Here is a 19,590-nt window from a genome sequence, read left to right on the forward strand (position 1 = left end):
CGTCAGTTCGTACTGGCCGGTAATAAGTAGGTGCACCCGTGTCGCGGCTCCTCAACTGGATCATCCGCTCCGCCTGGTCGTACGCGCGGAGCCACGGAGAGATCCGAGCCGACTCCAGGGCGGCCCGGAAGTTCGCGCGCTTCGGCGTCGGTTCCGCGATCGCCTTCCCCACGGCCACGCTCTACGGCGAGCCGTGGATCGAGATCGGCGTGCACACCGTCCTGGGCGGGGACATGACCCTCGCGGCCGGGATGGGTCCGGACTACGACCTCGGTGAGGGCACGGTCGTGCGCATCGGTTCGGGCTGCGCCATCGGCCGGGGGTCGCACATCGTGGCGCACCGCTCGGTGGACATCGGAGACCACGTGTACACGGGGCCCTACGTCTACATCACCGACCAGAACCACGCCTACGCCAACACGGAGATCCCCGTGGGGCTTCAGTGGCCCGTGGACGACCCGGTGAGCATCGGGGACGGGAGCTGGCTCGGTGCCAACAGCGTGATCCTGCCCGGAGTGCACCTGGGACGGAACTCCGTGGTGGCGGCCGGGACCGTCGTGCGGCCGGGCCGGTACCCCGACCACGCGGTGATCGCGGGCATCCCCGGGAAGGTCGTGCGCACCCACGACCAGGAGCTGGGCTGGGACCCGCCCCTGAGGGAGACCGGGACGCCGACCCGCGTCCCGACCCCGGTCTCCGGACTGCCCCCAGAGGTGCCCTCGGAGCCTCCCGAGCCGGGCTCCCCGACCCGCTTCCCCCCGGCCTGACCCGGGGCGAGACCCGCGGCCCGACGGGCGGGTGGCCGCGCCTTCGGCGCCTCATCGGTCCCTCCCGTGGACGATTCGCTCGGCCCTTCCAAGGCCGGGCGCGGGCGGGGGAGCCGACGTACCACCGCCGTCCGGTGCGACCGGGATGCCGACGCGGGCCCCGGGCGGGGCGAGGAGCCCTTCCCCGCCGGGACCCGGGGCGGGGGAGAGCCCCACGGCGAGGGGTGACCACATCCTGAGATGTGCCTGTTGACAAAGGGTTCCGGCGGTGTTCTGGGCACTAGGCTGGACCCATGAAGTTCGACGGTTTTGAAACGCTGGCCATCCACGCGGGGCAGGAGCCGGACGCCGGTACCGGCGCCGTGGTTGTGCCGATCTACCAGACGAGTACCTACGCCCAGGACGGCGTCGGCGGGATGCGGCAGGGGTACGAGTACTCCCGCACCAGGAACCCCACGCGCACCGCGCTGGAGGAGTGCCTGGCGGCACTGGAGTCCGGGGCGCGCGGCCTCGCCTTCGCCTCCGGCATGGCGGCCGAGGACACCCTGCTGCGCGCGGTCCTCTCCCCGGGCGACCACGTCATCATTCCCGGTGACGCCTACGGCGGCACCTTCCGGCTCATCTCCAAGGTGGTCGAGCGCTGGGGCGTCAGCTGGGACGCCGTCGACCAGACCGACGTGGACGCGGTCCGTGACGCCATGCGCCCCAACACCAGGGTGGTGTGGACGGAGACGCCCACCAACCCGCTGCTGGGCATCACCGACATCGAGTCGGTCGCGCAGGTCGCCCACGACGGCGGCGCGCTGCACGTCGTGGACAACACCTTCGCCTCCCCCTACCTCCAGCGTCCGCTCACCCTGGGCGCCGACGTGGTCGTGCACTCCACGACCAAGTACATCGGCGGGCACTCCGACGTCGTCGGCGGCGCGCTGGTCGTGGCCGACGCGGAGCTGGGCGAGCGCCTGGCGTTCCACCAGAACACCATGGGCGCCATCCCGGGCCCGTTCGACTCCTGGCTGACGCTGCGCGGGGTCAAGACGCTGGGTGTCCGGATGGACCGCCACAGCGAGAACGCGGAGCGCGTGGTGGCGGCCCTGGAGGGGCACCCGGCGGTGCGCAGGGTCTACTACCCGGGCCTGGACAGCCACCCGGGGCACAAGATCGCCGAGCGGCAGATGCGTTCGTTCGGTGGCATGGTCTCCTTCGCGCTGCGTGACGGGGAGAAGGCCGCCCTGGAGCTGTGCGAGCGGACCAGGGTGTTCACCCTGGGTGAGTCGCTGGGCGGGGTGGAGTCCCTGATCGAGCACCCGGGGCGGATGACGCACGCGTCCACCGCGGGTTCCCCGCTGGAGGTGCCGGCCGACCTGGTCCGGATCTCCGTGGGCATCGAGTCCGGCGACGACCTCGTGGCGGACCTGACGCAGGCCCTCGAAGGCTGAGGTCCCCGGTCCGGGGCGCCCGCGTCGAGCCGCGCGGGTTCCCCGGCCGTGTGCCGGGCCCGTCGCGGCCTGTGCCTCGGTGGTGCTCGTCGGACGTGGGTCCGGTCAGACAGCGGTGGGGGTACGGCCGCTGTCCGGAAGCTCGCGCCGGTCGTCCCGGAAGCGCAGGCCGACGACGGCCCGGCTCGAACGGGAGAGTGCGCTGTGGTTGCCGCCCTGGCGCAGGGAACGGTAGGTGCCGTTGCGGTCCTGGCGCCGGATGCCGATGGAGACGGCGAGAAGGAACCCCGTGGCGAGGCCCAACAGGAGGAGTCCGGCGAGGATGAGGAGGGCGAAGGCGATGTTCATGGGGAGTGTCCTCTGAGTCGGTGGTCGTCAGTTCCTGGTCGGCCCCCTGGTGCACCGGGGGAGAGTAGGGCTGGGGTTCATCGGTCGCGGGTTCCTCTGGCGGTATGGGGCGGGTGGTCCTGGAGGGGTCTGCGCATGCGGGGGATCTCCGATTCGGGGCCTGGGCGCCCTGTACTGAGGGTCACCTTCCTTTAGGATGGGTTCAGGAAAACCAGTGGGACCTGTTCTGCTGGTTGAGCACTTAGCTTGTTGGTACAAGCTGTATACCCCTCCTAGGGCGGACTTATGCGGGCAGAGAGCAGATATCGACAGATCGCCCGTGTCCTGCGGCGGGAGATCCAGGACAGGAGCCTGCCGCTGGGCGGGCAACTCCCCTCGGAGAAGCAGCTGGAGGAGCGCTTCGAGGCCTCCCGCAACACGATCCGCCTCGCCCTGGGCATGCTGCGCAACCAGGGACTCATCGTGAGCAGGCCCGGACGCGGGCACTTCGTGCAGGACGTGGTTCCCGAGATCTTCTACGCCACCCGCAAGGCGGGCGGCCCCGACGGGCTCAACGAGTTCAACATGAGCGGACTGACCCTGGAGGAACTCCAGCTGCTCAGCGCCACCCCCGACATCGCCAGCCGACTCCGCGTCCCGGAGGGCGAGATGACGGTCGTCCGGCGGATGCACCGCTTCTCCGGTGAGCGTTCCGGGTCGATCAGCTCCGCGTACTACCCGGTGGACCTCGTCCAGGGCACCTCACTGATGGTCCCCGAGAACGTCGAGAGCGCCCTGACCGTCCTCCTGGAGCACGGGCACCGCCAGGTCGGGTACGTGGACGAGCTCGAGACCCGCATGCCCACCCCCCAGGAGGCGTCCGAGCTCGAACTCCCGCCCGGGGTCCCGGTCCTCAACGTCCACCGCACCGACTACTCCGACGACCGCCCCCTGCGCATCGTGCACACTGTCCACGCGGGGCACAGCATCCGCTACCAGTTCGAGCACGGCAACCTCCAGGCCTACTACCGGGACTGATCCAGCCAATGAGCGCGACGAAGAAGACCGTGGTCGCCGACTACCTGCGTGAGGCCCTGTCCAGGGGCGACTACCGTCCGGGCGACCGGCTGCCCGGCGAGGAGGAGCTCGCGGACGAGCTCGACGTCTCCCGTGCCACCGCGCGCCTGGGGATGCGCATCCTCCAGGACGAGGGGCGCGTCTCCATCCGCGTCGGCCGGGGCGCCTTCGTCGCGGACCACCACCCGGTCATGCACAAGGCCAGTCCGGACGGTTCCGACGACCCCGCCCGGTTCGACCTCGGCTACCACGACCGGCTGCGGCAGGCCGGGTACGGCAACATCGACGAGAAGGTCAAGGTCAGCCTGGACACCATGCGGCCGAAGGTGGCCAAGCGGCTGGTGGACGCGGCCGACGGGCGGGCGGCCAGCGGCGGACTGGTCGTGATCCGCTCCTCGGAGTACTACGTGGACGGCGGCCTGTGGCAGTCCCACGTCACCTACTTCCCGTTCGGGATCGCCAACAACACCCCCCTGATGTCGCCCGAGTACCTGGAGAACGGCATCGGCGCGGTCATGCGCGAGCTCGGCTTCCACGAGCAGTGGAACTGGGACGTCGTGGGCGCGCGGATGCCCTCCCAGGACGAGGCGGACGCCTTCGGGCTGGGACCCGGCCTGCCCCTGCTGGTCCAGGAACGGGTGACCTACGAGGGCCACCGCCCGCTGCGCTACACCGAGACGCTCATGCCCGCCAACCGCCACCAGCTCCTGTACGCGGGCGGCGACGCCCCGGACGACCTACCGGTCATGGACTCCGACGTCAGCGTCTTCGAGCACTGACACGACATGCCCTAGGGGCGCCTCCGGAGGTACTGGTCGACGACCATCGGACCCAGGGCGTCGGCTTCGGCGCCCACCACGCGCACGCCCCGGCGGCGTTCGAGCAGCTCCCGGAACTCCCGCAGCCGGGGGTCGTCCGCGAGCAGGAAGAACGTGATTCCGGCGCCCTCGGCGAGCGCGGCGTCGAGTTCGGCCGCCGTGAGCTCCACCGTGCGGGGTGCGGGCGGCCAGGCGAACCGGGCGTCCCCGTCGTCGCCCAGGTGCGCGGTGGGCTCCCCGTCGGTGACCACCAGGACCAGCGGCCGCAGCCCCCGGTGACGTCGCAGGTGCCGCCGGGCCAGGTGCAGCGCGTGCTGGAGGTTGGTGCCGGGGACGGGCCGCCAGTCGTGCTCCACCAGGTCGGCGGGGGTCATCTCGCGGGCGCGGTCGCCGAACCCGACCAACAGGATCCGGTCCTCGGGGTGCCGGGTCCGTACGAGGGTGTGCAGGGCCAGCGCGGTGCGGGTGGCGGCCTCGTGCAGGCCGCGCGTGGCCATCGAGTGGGACAGGTCCACCAGCAGGCACACGGCGGCGGCCCCGGCCGGTTCGGTCTCCGCGTACCGGAGGTCCTCCGCCCGCAGGGGCGCGGCGGAACCGCCCTCGGCGGCGCGGCGCAGCATGGCCTCCCGCAGGGTCGCGACGGCGTCCAGGGCACGGTCCCGGCCGTCGTGGGCCAGGGTGGCCCCGGTGGGTTCGTCGCCCACGCCGTCACCGACCCGGTGGCCTCCGGGCGCCGCGCGACGGGCCGACTCGATCTCGCCCAGCGCCACCTCGCCCAGCCTGCGGAGCTCGCGCGGGGTGAGCCCGTGGTCGGCGGCGTCCAGCCGCTCCAGGTCCGCGGACGCGGCACCGCCCAGGGCACCCCGGAGCGCACCGGTGTCCAGCCCTGACAGAGCGTCGCGCTCGCCCCCGGCGTAGCGGGTCAACGCCTCCTCGGCGGCGGTGAGCGCCTCCTGCGGGGCGCCCTCCTCGGAACGCTCACCGGCGATCATCTCCAGCAGGCGTCCAGCCGCCCGCACCGCCTCCTCCGGGGGCGGATCGGGCTCGGCCAGGGGGTCGGGGCCACCCATGTACTCCCGGTACCGGAACCTCATCAGAAGCGGTACACACCACCGTCGGGCACGGTGTCCTTGGACAGCCGCCGTTCGAGGTAGAGCCCCTCCAAGGCGAACTCGACCACGGCGGCGGCCAGCCCCGGCGTGGGCGGGCCGTCGACCGACTCGGGGGCGGCCCGCTCCAGGAGGCCGGACAGCCCGGGTACGGTCCCCACCCGGCGCAGCAGCTCGGCGGCGCCCACGAGGTCCCCGCTCTCCACGGTTCCGCCGCCCGCGAACCGGTCGCTGAGCGGTTCCAGGTCCGCCTCGCCCAGCCGGGCGCGGAAGGTCTCGGCCACCGCCCGGCGCAGCAGGGTCTCCAGGACCGACGCCTCGCGGCCCTCCGCCCCGGTCTCGAACTCCACCTTGCCCAGGAGCGGCGCGGCCACCCCGGACAGGTCGCAGACCCGGGCCACCGGGACCTCCTCCCCGGTCAGGGCGGCCCGCCGCAGCGCCGAGGCGGCCAGGGTCTCGGCGGCGGCCACCGAGAAGCGCACGGACACCCCCGAGCGCTGGTCCACCCGGTTGGAGGCGCGCACGAGGCGGGTGAAACGCGCCACGCTCTCCAGCAGGTGCGACGGGACGGTCGTGCCCGGGGGCAGGGCCGCCTCCTGCCGGATCAGCGCCAGCTCGTCATCGAGGTCGGGCGGGTAGTGCGTGCGCACCTGGGCGCCGAACCGGTCCTTCAGCGGAGTGACGATCCGGCCCCGGCTCGTGTAGTCCTCGGGGTTGGCGCTGGCCACCAGCAGCAGGTCCAGGGGAAGGCGCAGGCTGTAGCCGCGCACCTGGAGGTCGCGTTCCTCCAGCACGTTGAAGAGGGCCACCTGGGCGCGCGCGGGCAGGTCGGGGAGTTCGTTCACGCAGAACACGCCCCGGTTGGCGCGCGGCAGCAGGCCGTAGTGGACCGTCTCGGGGTCGCCGAGGGAGCGGCCCTCGGCCAGCCGGGCCGGATCCACGTCACCGATCAGTTCCGTGGTGCCGGTGTCGGGGGTGGCCAGCTTCTCGCCGTAGCGGGCGTCGCGGTGCCGCCAGGCCACGGGGAGGTCGTCGCCCTCGGCCGCGCTCCGGCGCAGACAGGCGGGGCAGACCGGGGCGAAGGGGTGGTCGTTGACCGGGCAGCCCTCGACCACGGGGCTCCACTCGTCGAGGAGTCCGGCGACGGTGCGGATCAGCCGGGTCTTGCCCTGGCCGCGCTCGCCCAGCAGAACGATGTCGTGCCCCGCGATCAGCGCCCGTTCCAACTGCGGCAGCACGGAGTCGTCGAACCCGTGCACCCCGGGGAAGCGGGGGCGGCCCGCGGCCATCCGGGCCAACAGGTTCTCTCGCACCTCCGCCGTGGTGGTGCGGCGGACGTGGCCGGACGCGCGCAGCGCGGCACGGGTGCGCGGGAGCCCGCTCGGAGCGGGTGCGGCATGGGTCACAAGGGGAGTGTAGGGCGTGCCCGGTTGTGCCGCCCGCCCTGGGAGGGGGAGGAACCGGGGGACACACGCCGGGGTCGGGGCGTTTGAGGGGCCACCAGGAGGAAAGCTCCTGTTGGGAGTCCGGATGGAAGAATGAGACGGCAAGGTTCCCAGGGACCGGTCCGCACGACCGGTGAAGGCGGGGGTGGCAGCTGGTGGCTAGGTTCGGCGATGCACTGACGACGGGGGCCGACCTCGTGAACGCGGCCGAGCGCGCCGCGCTTCAGGCCCTGGAGCAGATGGACGGCCCGGCCGACCTCGTCTGCTTCTTCGTCAGCGGGGCGGACCCGGACGAGGTCACGCTCGCCGGAAGGCGGGTCATGGAACTGACCGGCGACGCGCTCACGCTGGGGTGCAGCGCCACCGGCGTGGTCGGCGGCGGCCGGGGCGTGGAGGGGCAGGGCGCGGTCAGCGTGTGGTGCGCACGCCTGCCCGGGGTCGAGCTGACCCCTTTCCGGCTGGACACCGTGGTGGAGGGCGACCAGTTGGCGGTGGTGGGTATGCGTGAGCCGTCCCCGCGCGACCGGGCCGGGATCCTGTTCACCAACCCCTACGAGTTCCCCACCCAGGCGTTCGTTCGCGAGACGACGGCCGCCCTCGACGGTCTTCCGCTGGTCGGGGGCATGGCCGACGGGCTGCACGGCGAGGAGTCGGTCCGTCTGTTCTGCGAGGGCGACGTGGCCGACAACGGCGCCATCGGCGTGCTGATCGGCGGTGAGGGGGTGCTGGGCACGGTGGTCAGCCAGGGCTGCCGTCCGGTCGGACCGAGCATGACCATCACCAAGGCCGACGGCAACCTCGTGCTGGAACTGGCCGGGACCAACGCCTACGAGCGGTTGGAGACCCTCGTGGAGGAGCTCTCCGAGGAGGACCGTGAGCTGGCCTCGCGGGGGCTGCACATCGGGATCGCGATGGACGAGTACGCCGACCACCACGAACAGGGCGACTTCCTCATCCGCACCCTCAGCGAGGCCGATCCGGGGCTCGGGGCCCTGACCATCGACGAGATGGTGGAGGTCGGTCAGACCGTCCGCTTCCAGGTGCGCGACGCCAGCACGGCGGACGAGGACCTCGCCCGCAAACTGACGGAGTTCGGCGCCGAACACGCCGTGGGCGGGGGCCTGCTGTTCTCGTGCAACGGCCGGGGAGAGGCGCTGTTCTCGCAGTCCGACCACGACGTCCTCGCGGTCCGCCGGATCCTCGGCGTGGGTCCCGTGGCGGGCTTCTTCGCGGCGGGGGAGATCGGCCCGGTCGCCGGGGTGAACCACGTGCACGGCTTCACGGCCTGCCTGCTGGCCTTCGCCGCCTGAGAGCCGCCCAAGTCGGACTTTTACCCTCGGATCACCAACACCCTGACCAACCTGCTTGAGTGCGGGCACACCAGGGTGATTACTAAGAGTGACTAGATCGATCACTTTTTGTGTTTGGTGAGAGAAGGAACGATGGCCGACAACCGGCGTACGACCACGTCCCTCGTGGCCCTCGGGGTGTTCGCCCTGCTGGCTCCGCTGGCGACACCCACCGCCGCCCTGGCCGCGTCGGCCTGGCTGGAGCAGGACCTGTCCTCGGCGGACCGGATCGGGCTCACCCTGGACTCCGGTGGACTGCGCCTGAACACCGGGGACGCGACCGAGCGCCTCGGCGCCTCCCCGCGTCTGGACCCGGCCCAGCGCCGCGCGGGGCTCGCGACCTTCCCCGAACAGGAGCTGGAGGGAGCTACCGACACCCTCGACGTGGCCGTGCGCGTCACCGGTGACGCCGAGGAGGTGCTCACCGAGGCCCGGGGCGTGCGCGCCGACGGCATGTGGACCGAGTGGCACCCGACCGGTACCGGCGGAGGCCGCGTGACGCTGCCGGAGGCGGTCAGCGAGGTCCAGCTGAGGGTCGGGGTGGAGGCGACGGGCGCCTCGGCGTCACGGGAGCGGGACGATCGCACCGCGGTCACCGAGGTCAGCGTCCGCCCGGTCGAGGGCACCGGGACCCCTCCGGAGGACCCCCGGACCGGGGAGGCGGAGGGCTCCGGTGGGGGCTCCGCCGGAAGCACGGAGGAGGCGCGGGGCGACGACGTCCCGAAGCCGTTCTCCGCGCGCCTGTTCGCCACCCGCATCGGCCTGGTCGGCAACAAGACCGCCAACGGCCACACGGTCCGCACCGCCGACCAGTTCGCGGCACTGCCCTCGCGACGGGGCCTGTCCACCCGGGGAGGCGGAGAGTACACCGTCCGGGTGTGCAGCACCGGTGCTCTGGGGCCCGAGGCGAGCGGCGACACCGAGAACCACGTCCCGCGCTGCGCCTACCTGCCCGTGTGGGACGTCGGCCCCTGGAACATCACCGACGACCACTGGAACGACGACCGCGAGTCCTGGCGCGACCTGGACCGGGGGCGCCCCCAGGCCCAGGCCGCCTACACCGAGAACCACAACAACGGCCTGGACGGGTTCGGCCGCCGGGTGCTCAATCCGGCGGGGATCGACCTCGCGGACGGCGCGTTCAACGAGGGGCTCCAGCTGCCCACCAACGGGTGGGTGCGGGTCGACTACCTCTGGACCGCCGAGTACCGGGCCCGCGCCGAGATCACCACGGCCAGCGGCACCGATCCGGTGGTCGTGCGGGAGGGGCCGGGCACCGCGTTCGACACCGTCGGCCTGGCCGCGCACAAGGCCAACGTGGACGTGGCCTGCCGCACCACCGGCGACCGGGCCACCGGGCCCACCGGCGTCTCGGACGTCTGGTACCGCATCGGTGAGGGCCACTACGTCCCGGCGGCCTTCGCGGAGGGCGGGACGGACGCCCCCGTCTGCCGGACGCGCTAGCGGGACCACGGGTACGACGCACACACGACAGGGGCGGCCGGAGCCGCCCCTGTCGTCCTGCTCATACGCGCCTGGTCCACCCGGTGGCCGTACGGCGGCGTGTCACATGCCGCTGTAGGGAACCGCCTCGATGATCTCGACACCGAGGCTCTTGCCGTTGGGCAGGTTGTAGCTGACGGTCTCGCCGACGGGCTTGCCGTTGATGGCGGAACCGAGCGGGGACTTGGGGGAGTACACGTCGATGGGGGAGCCGCTCTCCTCACGCGAGGCGAGCAGGAAGGTGACCTCCTCCTCGTCGCCGTCGAACTTGACGGTGACGGTCATACCGGGGCCGACCACGCCTTCGGTGCGGGGCGCTTCGCCGACCCTCGCCGTGCGCAGGATCTCGGTGAGCTGGAGGATGCGGGCCTCCATCTTGCCCTGTTCCTCCTTGGCGGCGTGGTAGCCGCCGTTCTCCTTCAGGTCGCCCTCTTCACGGGCGGCCTCGATCTTCTCCGCGATCTCGATGCGCCCGGGCCCCGACAGGTGGTCCAGCTCTCCCTTGAGCCGGTCATACGCCTCCTGGGTGAGCCAGGTGACGTTGTCATCGCGGGTCTGGGTCACGGGAACTCCTTGTGTACTAGTAGCAATGGCCACCAGGCGGCCAGAGCTGAACTCACGAGAATATCACCGTGCGCGATCGCGCACCGGTGACGCGGTTCTCGGGGGCTCCGTTCCGGTACCTGTGCCGAACAGGGGGGAAGGCTCGGTGGATCAGTCTTGCGAACCTTGTTCCCTGCACGAGGCCACTTCTACCGTGGAAGCCTGACGAACCGTTTCAACGGTCTGACTGACCATTCGGTTCCCACCCTCCACCTCGACCCGTTCGGTCCCGACCTCGACCATCTGGCCGTCCAGCGCGCGCAGCAGGCACTCGGCCCCGTTCTTGCTGTTCACCTCGAAGTCGATCCGGGCCGCGTCACCGGTGGGAGCGGTGACCGCCACCACCTGGTGGTACACGCCCCCGCTCAGCCCGGTGTAGTTCATGACGGAGAAGCCCCAGCCGACGCTGACGGCCACCGCGAAGAGCGTCGCGACGACGAAGAAGACGGGCCCGTTGCCGTGGCGCTTGCGTAGCGCGGGCGCGGTGTCGGCACTGTTCACGGCATCATCTTCCGGGGTCGCTGACATTGGGAATCTCCGAGCAAGGGGACGGTGTTGTCTAAGATATCCCCGACCTGACAGCCCCCCTACGCGGCCCGCACGTGAGTCGTCCACGCCGTGATCCGGGGTGGTGTCGGACAGCCGCGTGCAGTGGCCGTCGACCGAGCCAAGGAGAAGCCTTCGTTGTCCGAGCGTCTGCGGCTTATGGCCGTCCATGCCCATCCCGATGACGAGTCCAGCAAGGGTGCCGCCACGATGGCGCGCTACGCCCGTGAGGGCGCCGAAGTGCTGGTCGTCACCCTGACCGGTGGCGAACGCGGTGACATCCTCAACCCGGCCATGGAGCGCCCGGAGATCCGCGAGAACATCGCGGAGGTCCGCCGCGAGGAGATGAACCGCGCCCGCGAGATCCTCGGCGTCGAGCAGGAGTTCGCCGGGTTCGTCGACTCCGGTCTGCCCGAGGGCGACCCGCTGCCCCCGCTCCCCGAGGGCTGCTTCGCGACCCTTCCGGTGGAGGACGCCGCTGAGCCCCTGGTGGCCGCGATCCGCCGGTTCCGCCCCCACGTCATCCTGACCTACGACGAGAACGGCGGCTACCCGCACCCCGACCACATCATGACCCACAAGGTGTCGATGCACGCGTTCGACGCCGCCGCCGAGCCGAACGCCTACCCGGACGCCGGTGACCCCTGGCAGCCGCTCAAGCTGTACTACTTCGTCTCGTTCCCGCCCGAGCGGTTCGAGGCCCTGGCGAAGATCCTGGCCGAGCGCGGCCTGGACAACCCCTTCGAGGAGTGGATGGAGCGGATCAAGGACCGCGAGCGCCCGCGCTGGGAGATCACCACCCGCGTCGAGTGCAGCGAGTACTTCGACATCGCGCACGACGCCCTGCGCGCGCACGCCACCCAGATCGACCCGAACGGCTTCTGGTTCGCCGTGCCCAACGCGGTCGTGGCCGAGGCCTGGCCGACCGAGGACTACCACCTGGTCCGCTCACTCGTGGACACCGAGGTCCCCGAACAGGACCTCTTCGCGGGTGTCCGCGAGGCAATGAGAGTATGAGTGGCATGAACACCCTTCTCGCGTCCACCACGGTGCTCGCCCAGGACTTCGCGCTGAACAAGGACACCGTCACACCCGGTGTCCTGGGCTTCCTCGCGATCTTCGCGATCGGCGTGTGCCTGTACTTCCTGATGCGCAGCCTGGTCGGCAAGCTGCGCGGTGTCTCGGCCCGCGCCGAGTCCGAGGAGGCCGGGGAGACGACGGAGAAGGACGGTCAGGAGGCGACCTCCGGGGTGGAGGCCGCCGCCGGAGGGGCCTCCGGCGAGGACTCCTCGACCAGGGCCTGACCCCGGTCCCGCCCCCGCCGCGCACCCGCGGGGGCGGACTCGGCGGGCACGTCCCCGCACGGGGCAGTGCCTACCATGGGGGGATGCAGTCCGAGCCCTCCCGAAGCCCCTCCCTGCGTGACCGCGTCCACGACCAGCTCAGGTCGCGCATCATCGACCTCGAACTGCCTCCCGGGCACCGGATCACCGAGCGGGAGGCGTCGGCCGAGCTCGGCGTCTCGCGGGTGCCGCTGCGCGAGGCACTGCGCCTGCTGGAGGCGGAGGGGCTGGTGGTCCTGGTGCCCCGGCAGGGCGCCATGGTGGCCAGCTGGTCCCGTGAGGACATCGTCCGGCTGTTCGAGGTCCGCGAGGAGCTGGAGACGCTGGCCGCCCGCCTGGCGGCCACCCGGCGCACCGACGCCGACCTGCGCCGGATGCGCGCCCTCCTCGACGACGCCGAACACGCGTTGAAGGCGGACGACGAGTCGGCCACGGCAGCCGCCAACGCGGGCTTCCACCGGGCGGTGGTCGCCGCCTGCGGCAACCCCCTCCTCCAGCGCATGATGGCCCCGCTCGACTCCCGCGTGCAGTGGCTCTTCCACCTCACCAAGCACCGTGACACCCGCGAGCAGCGCGAGGAGCACGTGCGCCTGCTCGAACTGATCGAGGCCGGAGACGGGGACGGCGCCGCCGGTCTCTACCGAGCGCACATCGCGGCCGGGCTCGAACCCACGCTGGCCGTCGCCGACACGTGGGAGCGGTTCGACCCGGTGGACGTCACCCGCACCCGTACCCGGAGGTAGGCCCCGCGCCGTGTCGCGGGCCGACACCGCCCGAAGGGTGCACCCGTGCCGGGATTAGTGGTATACCGCTATTGCACGGAAGTGGACCCACGGAGAAGGCACCGATGACGCTCATCCTCACCCGTTCCGAACTCACCGGACTCGTCACGCCCCGCCAGGTGGCCGAGGCCGTGGAGACCGCCTTCACCGATCTGGCCCAGGGCCGGGCCGCGCAGCCGCACGCGGAACCCGCGCGCCTGCCCGGGGCCGACCCCCAGTTCGTTCCGATGGTCGGACTCCTCGGCGGCGGGGTGGCCGTGAGCAAGCTCCTCAGCGACATCCCCGGCAACCGCGGGCGCGGGCTCCCCACCCAGCAGTCGGTGGTGGTCCTGGCGGACGCCGAGACCGGCGCGCCCCTCGCGATCCTGGACGGTGCGGTCCCCACCCGCCTGCGCACGGCCGCCGCCACCCGCGTGGCCACCCGACACCTGGCCCGCCCGGACTGGGACACCCTGGGTGTCGTCGGCGCCGGACCGCTGGCCGCCGCCCACGTCGTCGCCCTTGCCGACGAACGCGACCTGGAACGGGTCCTGGTGTGGTCCCGCTCCGCCGCCACGGTCGAGACGCTCCGTCGCACGGTGGCCGAGGCGTGCCCCGGCCTGGAGGTGGTCGCCGCCGCCTCACCCCGCGAGGTCGTGGCCGCCGCCGATGTGGTCTGCACGGTGACGCCCTCCCGGGAACCGCTGGTGGAGGGGGCCTGGCTGCGCCCCGGCCAGCACCTCAACGCGGTGGGATCTCCGCCCCGGAACGACCACCGCGAGGTGGACGCCGCCGTCCTCGGCGCCGCCCGGGACTCCGGTCTCCTCGTGGTGGACTCCACCCCGGCCGCCCTGCACGAGTCGGGCGACGTCGCGCACGCGGTGGCCGAGGGCGTGATCACCGCCGAGGACTGCGCCCTCGAACTCGCCCGGGTGGTCGGCGGCCAGCACCCCGGACGCACCTCGGACCGGCAGGTCAGCGTCTTCAACTCCGTGGGCATCGGGCTGGAGGACGCCGCTGTCGGCCGACTCCTGCTCGACGCCGCCCGCGAGCGTGGCCTGGGCACGGAGATCACCCTGTCCTCCTGAGGCGACGCGAGCGGGCCGCGCGCCCGGGGCGCGGAGTGGCACAGTGGAACCATGCCCAACCGCCTGAGCGACGCGACCAGCCCGTACCTGTTGCAGCACGCCGACAACCCCGTCGAGTGGTGGCCCTGGGGTGAGGAGGCCTTCGCGGAGGCCCGCCGCCGGGGCGTCCCCCTCCTCATCTCCGTGGGCTACGCGGCCTGCCACTGGTGCCACGTCATGGCCCACGAGTCCTTCGAGGACCCCGAGACCGCGAGCCGGATGAACGCGCTGTTCGTCAACGTCAAGGTCGACCGCGAGGAACGCCCCGACGTCGACGCCGTGTACATGGAGGCCACCCAGGCCATGACCGGCCAGGGCGGCTGGCCCATGACCGTGTTCGCCACTCCCGACGGCGCACCGTTCTACTGCGGTACCTACTTCCCCCGCGACCACTTCCAGCGCCTCCTCGAAGGCGTGGGCAACGCCTGGCGGGACCAGCGCGCCGACCTCCTCGACCAGGGGCGCCGCGTGGTGGAGGCGCTGGGCGCCCCGCGCCGCCTGGCCAGCTCCCCGCCGCCCACCGCCGAGGACCTGGACCTGGCCGTGCAGGCCCTGATCCGTGACTACGACGTCGTCAACGGCGGGTTCGGGGACGAACCCAAGTTCCCGCCGTCCATGCTGCTGTCCTTCCTCACCGCGCAGCACGAGCGCACCTTCCCGTTCCAGAGCTCCGACGAGCCCACGCCCGCCGCGCTCATGGCCGGGGGGACCGCCGAGGCCATGGCCCGGGGCGGCATGTACGACCAGATCGGCGGCGGCTTCGCCCGCTACACGGTGGACGGCGCGTGGGTGGTCCCGCACTTCGAGAAGATGCTCTACGACAACGCCCTGTTGCTGCGCGCGTACACCCGCCTGTCCCGGCGTCCGGTGGGCACCGACCCCGCGGCGAGGGCCGGCCGCGCGCTCATGCTCAGGGTGGTCCAGGAGACCGCCGACTGGATGCTGCGCGACCTGCGCACCCCCGAGGGCGGGTTCGCGTCGGCCCTGGACGCCGACAGCGAGGGCGAGGAGGGCACCTACTACGTGTGGTCCCCCGACCAGCTCACCGAGGTCCTGGGGGAGGAGGACGGAGCCTGGGCCGCCGAGCTGTTCGGCGTGACCCCGCAGGGCACCTTCGAGCACGGCACGTCGGTGCTCCAGCTCCGCGCGGACCCCGACGACCCCGAGCGCTACGACCGCGTCCGCTCCGCACTGCTCGGGGCCCGCGCGGACCGGGTCCCGCCCGCACGCGACGACAAGGTGGTCGCCGCGTGGAACGGGCTGGCGATCGCCGCGCTGGCCGAGGCGGGCGCCCTCCTGGAACGCCCCGACTGGATCCGGGCCGCCCGGGAGACGGCCGACCTCGTCCTCGGCGCCCACCTGGCCCACGGGCGGCTGGTGCGCACCTCGCGGGACGGCCGCCCCGGGCCCGGCGCCGGAGTGCTGGAGGACTACGCCGACCTGGCGGAGGGGCTGCTCGCACTGCACGGCGTGACCGGTGAGGCCCGCTACGTACGTGAGGCCGGGGGCCTGCTGGACACCGTCCTGGACCACTTCGGTGACGAGGAGGGCGGGTTCTTCGACACCGCCGACGACGCGGAGCGGCTGTTCAGCCGTCCGCAGGACCCCACGGACAACGCCACCCCCTCGGGCCGGTTCGCCGCCGCGTCCGCGCTGCTCTCGTACGCGGCCCTGACCGGCGGGGAGCGCTACCGGGCCGCCGCGGAGGGGGCCCTGAGCGTGGTCCCGCTGCTGGCCGAGAAGGCGCCGCGCTTCGCCGGTTGGGGCCTGGCGGCGGGGGAGGCCCTGTTGAGCGGGCCGCGTGCCGTCGCCGTGGTGGGCGAGCCGGGCGCACCGGAGACCGAGGAACTGGTGCGCACGGTGCTGCGGTCGGCGCCCCTGGGCACGGTGCTCTCCCGTGGGGACGGCGAGGACAGCGGGGGAGTGCCGCTCCTCGAACAGCGTGTACGCGTCGGGAGTCGGGCCACCGCCTATGTCTGCGAGGGCTTCGTCTGCAAACTCCCCGTCACCACTCCGGAGGAACTCAGGGCGCAGCTGACGATTTAGGTGATCGCCCGGCATTTGGTTGAAAAATAAACTTCATTCGCCTGAGGCACTCGGAGGGCACCCGTTCTTCGGGTGTCCTCCGAGGCGTTCGCAATGGTCGAACGGCAGGCCACGGCCACGGCGGAGCTTTTCTTTCGAGGAGTCGCGCCCGGGAAAGGCCGGAGCCGGGTCAGAGGATTTCGATGCCCTCCACGATCTCGTCCACGACGTCGGGGCGGTAGTCCGGCTGACGGATTTCCAGGTACACCGTCTTGGGGGTGTCCGGCGGGTGCACGGCGACGGAGCTGAAGGCCCCGCTGCCGTTGCACTCGGTCCACTCCCAGACCAGGCCCTGCCAGTCACCGTCGTTGATCGCCCGCTCCTTGGGAGGCCCGGGGCACGGCTTGGTGTCGGCGACGGAGTCGAGGTTCGGGGCCCCCGGAACCACCGTCGCGTAGACCCCGTAGGAGGGGACGTCGGTGGAGTGCCAGTCGTCCACGTCCGTCGCGGCCAGCAGCCCGGGCCCGGCACCCGCCTCGGCGACGGAGTCGCGGGAGGCCTGGTCGGTGTGGAACTCGCGGGCCCACACCGAGGGCACCTTCACCCGGATCTCCAGGGCGGAGTCGCGCACGGTGGTCAGCACCATGCCCGGCGAGCCCAGGGAGGAGGTCACCCCGGCCAGAAGGAGACCGCAGGCCAGGACCAGGGCTCCCGCGCGCTGCCAGGGCATCCGGTAGCGCCGCCACCAGGAGGAGTCCTCGGGCACGTTGGGCGCCATACGGATGGCGCGGACCCGGTCGGTGAAGGTCTTCGCGTCGGCCGGGCGGCTCTCCCGGTCCACCGACAGCGCGGACAGGATGAGTTCGTCCAGGGCCGGAGGCAAACCTGGCCGAATCCGGCCAGGCGCGACCTTCACCGGCGGGCGGGACGGCGGCCGTCCGGTGATGAGCTCGTAGGCGACCGCGCCCAGGGAGTACACGTCGGAGCGGACGTCCAGGTCCCCGCCGGGGATGCTCTGCTCGGGGGACATGTACCCGGGCGTCCCGGCGGCGGCCGTGAAGCCGGAGGCCTCGTCGATCGCCTTCGCGAAGCCGAGGTCGGCCACCAGCACCCGCTGACCCACGGGGGAGGACTGGAGGAGCACGTTCGAGGGCTTGATGTCCCGGTGGATCGTGCCGTGGCCGTGCAGCACGGTGATGCCCTGGCCGATCTCCGTGAGCAGCCGCAGCGCCTCGTCCAGGGGCAGCTGACCTCGGTGGACGAGGTCGGCGACGCTGCCCTGGTCGGCGTAGGTCATCACCATGTACGGGCGTCCGTCGGGCAGCACGTCGACGTCGTGCACGGCCACCAGCCACGTGGAGTCGGTCTGGCGCAGGATGCGCGCCTCCTCCAGGAACCGGTGCTGGATGTCCATCTGGTGCGCCCAGTTCTCGGCGAGTACCTTGATGGCCACCGGGTAGTTCAGGAGATCGTCCTGCGCCAGCCACACCGTGGCGAAGGAACCGGAACCCAGGCGCCTGATGACGCGGTAACGTCCGAAGGCCTCCGGTTGGCTCATCTTCGCCTCGGTCTGTCGGGGGTGAATACGCGGTCGTTGCCCACTAATACACCATCTGCGCCTTCACGTTGACTTCCGTGGATATGATCCCCTCCCCCGGGTATCGTCGACGCCTTCGGGGCATGGAGACTGGAGGTGCCCTTCGAGTTCCGTGCGCCGTGTGCACCGGGGCGGAGATCATCAGGATTCGCGAGGCGGGAGCCGAGCGGCGCTCATAGACGTCCCATTGACGTGTGACCCTCTCACGAGTGGGCGCGTACGCCCTCGTACGGACGATCGGACGTCTGTCGCAAGCCAGGAAGAGAATGAGCCATGCACAGTAGTGACAACTCGGAGAACGAGGAGACCCCCACCCCCCGACGTCGGGTGGCCAGCAACGTCGACGAGGAGCTGGAGGAGCTCGCGCGCCGCGCCAAGCACGGCGACGCCGTGGCCCTGGACGACCTCCTGCGCCGCATCCAGCCCGAGGTGCTGCGCCGCTGCGCCCGGTTCCTTCCCTACCGCCAGGACGCCGAGGAGGCCTGCCAGGACGCGCTCCTGCGGGTCGCCCGCAAGATCGACAGCTTCAAGGGCGACTCCCTCTTCACCACGTGGCTCTACACCGTGGTGTCCAACTCCGCCCGTCAGACCTACCGCTCCATGAAGCGCCGGTCGGCCGAGTTCCCCACCGAGGCCGAGCGCATGCCGCACCAGCGGGACCCGCGCACCACCAGCGTCATCGCGGGTTCGCGGATCGACCTGCTGGAGGCACTGGACCAGCTGGAGAAGGACCGTCCCAACCTGGTCGCGCCCCTCGTTCTCCGCGACCTGTGCCAGATGGACTACAACGAGATCGCCTCCGAACTGAACCTCGCCCTCGGCACGGTGAAGTCCCGCATCCACCAGGGCCGCAAACACGTGCGCAAATCGCTCGCCGTGACGTGACGCCCACGGGCGAACTACTCTGGAGGAATCCCCGTCGGCACATCCGTCACAGGAGTGCGCCGTCCCAAGATCCAGCTCTGAGAGGTTTCGCCAATGGGGCTCCGTGACCCCCTGTACTGGCTGTACGAGCGGCGTCTCGAACGCGGCCTGACCAGCCAGGAGATTCCCAGGCACGTCGGTGTGGCCATGGACGGCAACCGGCGCTGGGCCAAGAGCAGCGGTCTCCCGGGCGCCGAGCAAGGTCACCAGGCCGGGGCGAACAAGATCTTCGAGGTGCTCGGCTGGTGCAACGAGATCGGTGTGCAGGTCGTCACGTTGTGGATGCTGTCCACGGACAACCTCACCCGTGACGAGACCGAGCTCGGTCCCCTCGTGCGCATCATCGAGGAGACCATCGCCCGGCTGCGCCAGGAGGGGTGGAACACGCGCCCCGTGGGAGCGCTCGACGTGCTGCCCGATTCCACCGCCCGTGCCCTGAAAGAGGCGGAAGAGGCCACATCCGGCAACCCCGGGCTGGTTGTCAACGTCGCCGTCGGGTATGGAGGTAGACGTGAGATCGCTGATGCGGTTCGGTCCCTCCTCCAGGAGGAGGCGGCCAAGGGCACCGGTATCCAGGAGCTGGCAGAGCGCCTGGACATCGAGGACATCGCTCGGCATCTCTACACGCGCGGACAACCCGATCCGGATCTGCTCATCCGCACCTCGGGTGAGCAGCGCCTGTCGGGTTTCATGCTCTGGCAGAGCGTGCACTCGGAGTTCTACTTCTGCGAGGTCTTCTGGCCCGCCTTCCGCAGAGTGGACTTCCTGCGCGCGCTGCGTGCCTACGGCGCGCGCAACCGGCGCTTCGGCTCCTGATCCCCGCACCCTCG

At 71.6% G+C, this 19,590-nt stretch carries 19 protein-coding genes; 13 read left to right on the forward strand and 6 right to left on the reverse strand.

Features of this window, described 5'->3' with window-relative positions; all coding sequences use genetic code 11:
• The first annotated feature begins 38 nt into the window (after positions 1 to 38).
• Positions 39 to 767 (forward strand): acyltransferase, encoded by a 729-nt coding sequence (locus tag ACFW3L_RS23465; protein ID WP_378745350.1) that lies wholly within the window; start codon positions 39 to 41, stop codon positions 765 to 767.
• A 293-nt stretch (positions 768 to 1,060) separates the two neighbouring features.
• Positions 1,061 to 2,206 (forward strand): cystathionine gamma-synthase, encoded by a 1,146-nt coding sequence (locus ACFW3L_RS23470; protein WP_378745357.1) that lies wholly within the window; start codon positions 1,061 to 1,063, stop codon positions 2,204 to 2,206.
• Positions 2,207 to 2,311: 105 nt separating this feature from the next.
• Here the strand turns inward: ACFW3L_RS23470 and ACFW3L_RS23475 are convergent, their stop codons facing one another.
• Positions 2,312 to 2,554, reverse strand: a complete 243-nt coding sequence (locus tag ACFW3L_RS23475) for a hypothetical protein (protein WP_378745363.1) — start codon at positions 2,552 to 2,554, stop codon at positions 2,312 to 2,314.
• A gap of 285 nt (positions 2,555 to 2,839) precedes the next feature.
• Between ACFW3L_RS23475 and ACFW3L_RS23480 the strand changes: the two genes are divergently transcribed.
• Both ACFW3L_RS23480 and ACFW3L_RS23485 read left to right on the forward strand, forming a co-directional pair.
• The gene (locus ACFW3L_RS23480) at positions 2,840 to 3,571 is read left to right on the forward strand and encodes a GntR family transcriptional regulator (protein ID WP_378745371.1); all 732 of its coding nucleotides are present in this window, start codon (positions 2,840 to 2,842) and stop codon (positions 3,569 to 3,571) included.
• An 8-nt stretch (positions 3,572 to 3,579) separates the two neighbouring features.
• Complete coding sequence (locus ACFW3L_RS23485; protein WP_378745383.1) at positions 3,580 to 4,389, forward strand: GntR family transcriptional regulator; 810 nt, start codon at positions 3,580 to 3,582, stop codon at positions 4,387 to 4,389.
• An 11-nt stretch (positions 4,390 to 4,400) separates the two neighbouring features.
• Here ACFW3L_RS23485 and ACFW3L_RS23490 read toward each other — a convergent pair whose 3' ends face one another.
• Together ACFW3L_RS23490 and ACFW3L_RS23495 are read right to left on the reverse strand one after the other, a co-directional pair.
• Positions 4,401 to 5,522: a VWA domain-containing protein gene (locus ACFW3L_RS23490; RefSeq protein ID WP_378745389.1), complete on the reverse strand. Its 1,122-nt coding sequence runs from the start codon at positions 5,520 to 5,522 to the stop codon at positions 4,401 to 4,403.
• Positions 5,522 to 6,943: a sigma 54-interacting transcriptional regulator gene (locus tag ACFW3L_RS23495; RefSeq protein WP_378745398.1), complete on the reverse strand. Its 1,422-nt coding sequence runs from the start codon at positions 6,941 to 6,943 to the stop codon at positions 5,522 to 5,524. The genes ACFW3L_RS23490 and ACFW3L_RS23495 overlap by 1 nt, the downstream gene beginning before the upstream one ends.
• Before the next feature lie 194 nt (positions 6,944 to 7,137).
• Between ACFW3L_RS23495 and ACFW3L_RS23500 the strand changes: the two genes are divergently transcribed.
• Complete coding sequence (locus tag ACFW3L_RS23500; protein ID WP_378745405.1) at positions 7,138 to 8,292, forward strand: FIST N-terminal domain-containing protein; 1,155 nt, start codon at positions 7,138 to 7,140, stop codon at positions 8,290 to 8,292.
• Between the two features lie 132 nt (positions 8,293 to 8,424).
• Positions 8,425 to 9,795, forward strand: a complete 1,371-nt coding sequence (locus ACFW3L_RS23505; RefSeq protein ID WP_378745411.1) for a hypothetical protein — start codon at positions 8,425 to 8,427, stop codon at positions 9,793 to 9,795.
• 102 nt (positions 9,796 to 9,897) lie between these two features.
• Here ACFW3L_RS23505 and greA read toward each other — a convergent pair whose 3' ends face one another.
• Both greA and ACFW3L_RS23515 read right to left on the reverse strand, forming a co-directional pair.
• Entirely contained in the window at positions 9,898 to 10,398 is a 501-nt protein-coding gene (gene greA, locus ACFW3L_RS23510) for a transcription elongation factor GreA (protein ID WP_378745420.1), read from the reverse strand.
• Positions 10,399 to 10,548: 150 nt separating this feature from the next.
• Positions 10,549 to 10,965, reverse strand: a complete 417-nt coding sequence (locus ACFW3L_RS23515; RefSeq protein ID WP_378745424.1) for a DUF4307 domain-containing protein — start codon at positions 10,963 to 10,965, stop codon at positions 10,549 to 10,551.
• 156 nt (positions 10,966 to 11,121) lie between these two features.
• On the opposite strand from ACFW3L_RS23515, the gene mca reads away from it, so the two are divergent.
• The 5 genes from mca (at position 11,122) to ACFW3L_RS23540 (ending at position 16,260) form a co-directional block, all read left to right on the forward strand.
• Positions 11,122 to 12,000, forward strand: a complete 879-nt coding sequence (mca, locus tag ACFW3L_RS23520) for a mycothiol conjugate amidase Mca (RefSeq protein ID WP_378745431.1) — start codon at positions 11,122 to 11,124, stop codon at positions 11,998 to 12,000.
• 5 nt (positions 12,001 to 12,005) lie between these two features.
• A complete protein-coding gene (locus ACFW3L_RS23525; RefSeq protein ID WP_378745437.1) occupies positions 12,006 to 12,287 on the forward strand; it encodes a hypothetical protein in 282 nt (93 codons plus the stop codon).
• An 83-nt stretch (positions 12,288 to 12,370) separates the two neighbouring features.
• Complete coding sequence (locus ACFW3L_RS23530; protein WP_378745443.1) at positions 12,371 to 13,069, forward strand: GntR family transcriptional regulator; 699 nt, start codon at positions 12,371 to 12,373, stop codon at positions 13,067 to 13,069.
• Between the two features lie 104 nt (positions 13,070 to 13,173).
• Positions 13,174 to 14,175 carry an ornithine cyclodeaminase family protein gene (locus ACFW3L_RS23535; RefSeq protein WP_378745449.1) on the forward strand — a complete coding sequence of 334 codons (1,002 nt, stop codon included), beginning with the start codon at positions 13,174 to 13,176 and terminating at the stop codon, positions 14,173 to 14,175.
• 51 nt (positions 14,176 to 14,226) lie between these two features.
• Positions 14,227 to 16,260: a thioredoxin domain-containing protein gene (locus ACFW3L_RS23540; RefSeq protein WP_378745462.1), complete on the forward strand. Its 2,034-nt coding sequence runs from the start codon at positions 14,227 to 14,229 to the stop codon at positions 16,258 to 16,260.
• Between the two features lie 169 nt (positions 16,261 to 16,429).
• Here ACFW3L_RS23540 and ACFW3L_RS23545 read toward each other — a convergent pair whose 3' ends face one another.
• The gene (locus tag ACFW3L_RS23545; RefSeq protein ID WP_378745470.1) at positions 16,430 to 17,797 is read right to left on the reverse strand and encodes a serine/threonine-protein kinase; all 1,368 of its coding nucleotides are present in this window, start codon (positions 17,795 to 17,797) and stop codon (positions 16,430 to 16,432) included.
• A 312-nt stretch (positions 17,798 to 18,109) separates the two neighbouring features.
• On the opposite strand from ACFW3L_RS23545, the gene ACFW3L_RS23550 reads away from it, so the two are divergent.
• Complete coding sequence (locus tag ACFW3L_RS23550) at positions 18,110 to 18,721, forward strand: RNA polymerase sigma factor (protein WP_378745480.1); 612 nt, start codon at positions 18,110 to 18,112, stop codon at positions 18,719 to 18,721.
• Between the two features lie 93 nt (positions 18,722 to 18,814).
• Complete coding sequence (locus tag ACFW3L_RS23555; RefSeq protein WP_378745485.1) at positions 18,815 to 19,576, forward strand: isoprenyl transferase; 762 nt, start codon at positions 18,815 to 18,817, stop codon at positions 19,574 to 19,576.
• Positions 19,577 to 19,590: the final 14 nt, after the last annotated feature.

This window comes from Nocardiopsis sp. NPDC058789 (assembly GCF_042745575.1).
Classification (GTDB): Bacteria; Actinomycetota; Actinomycetes; order Streptosporangiales; family Streptosporangiaceae; genus Nocardiopsis; species Nocardiopsis eucommiae.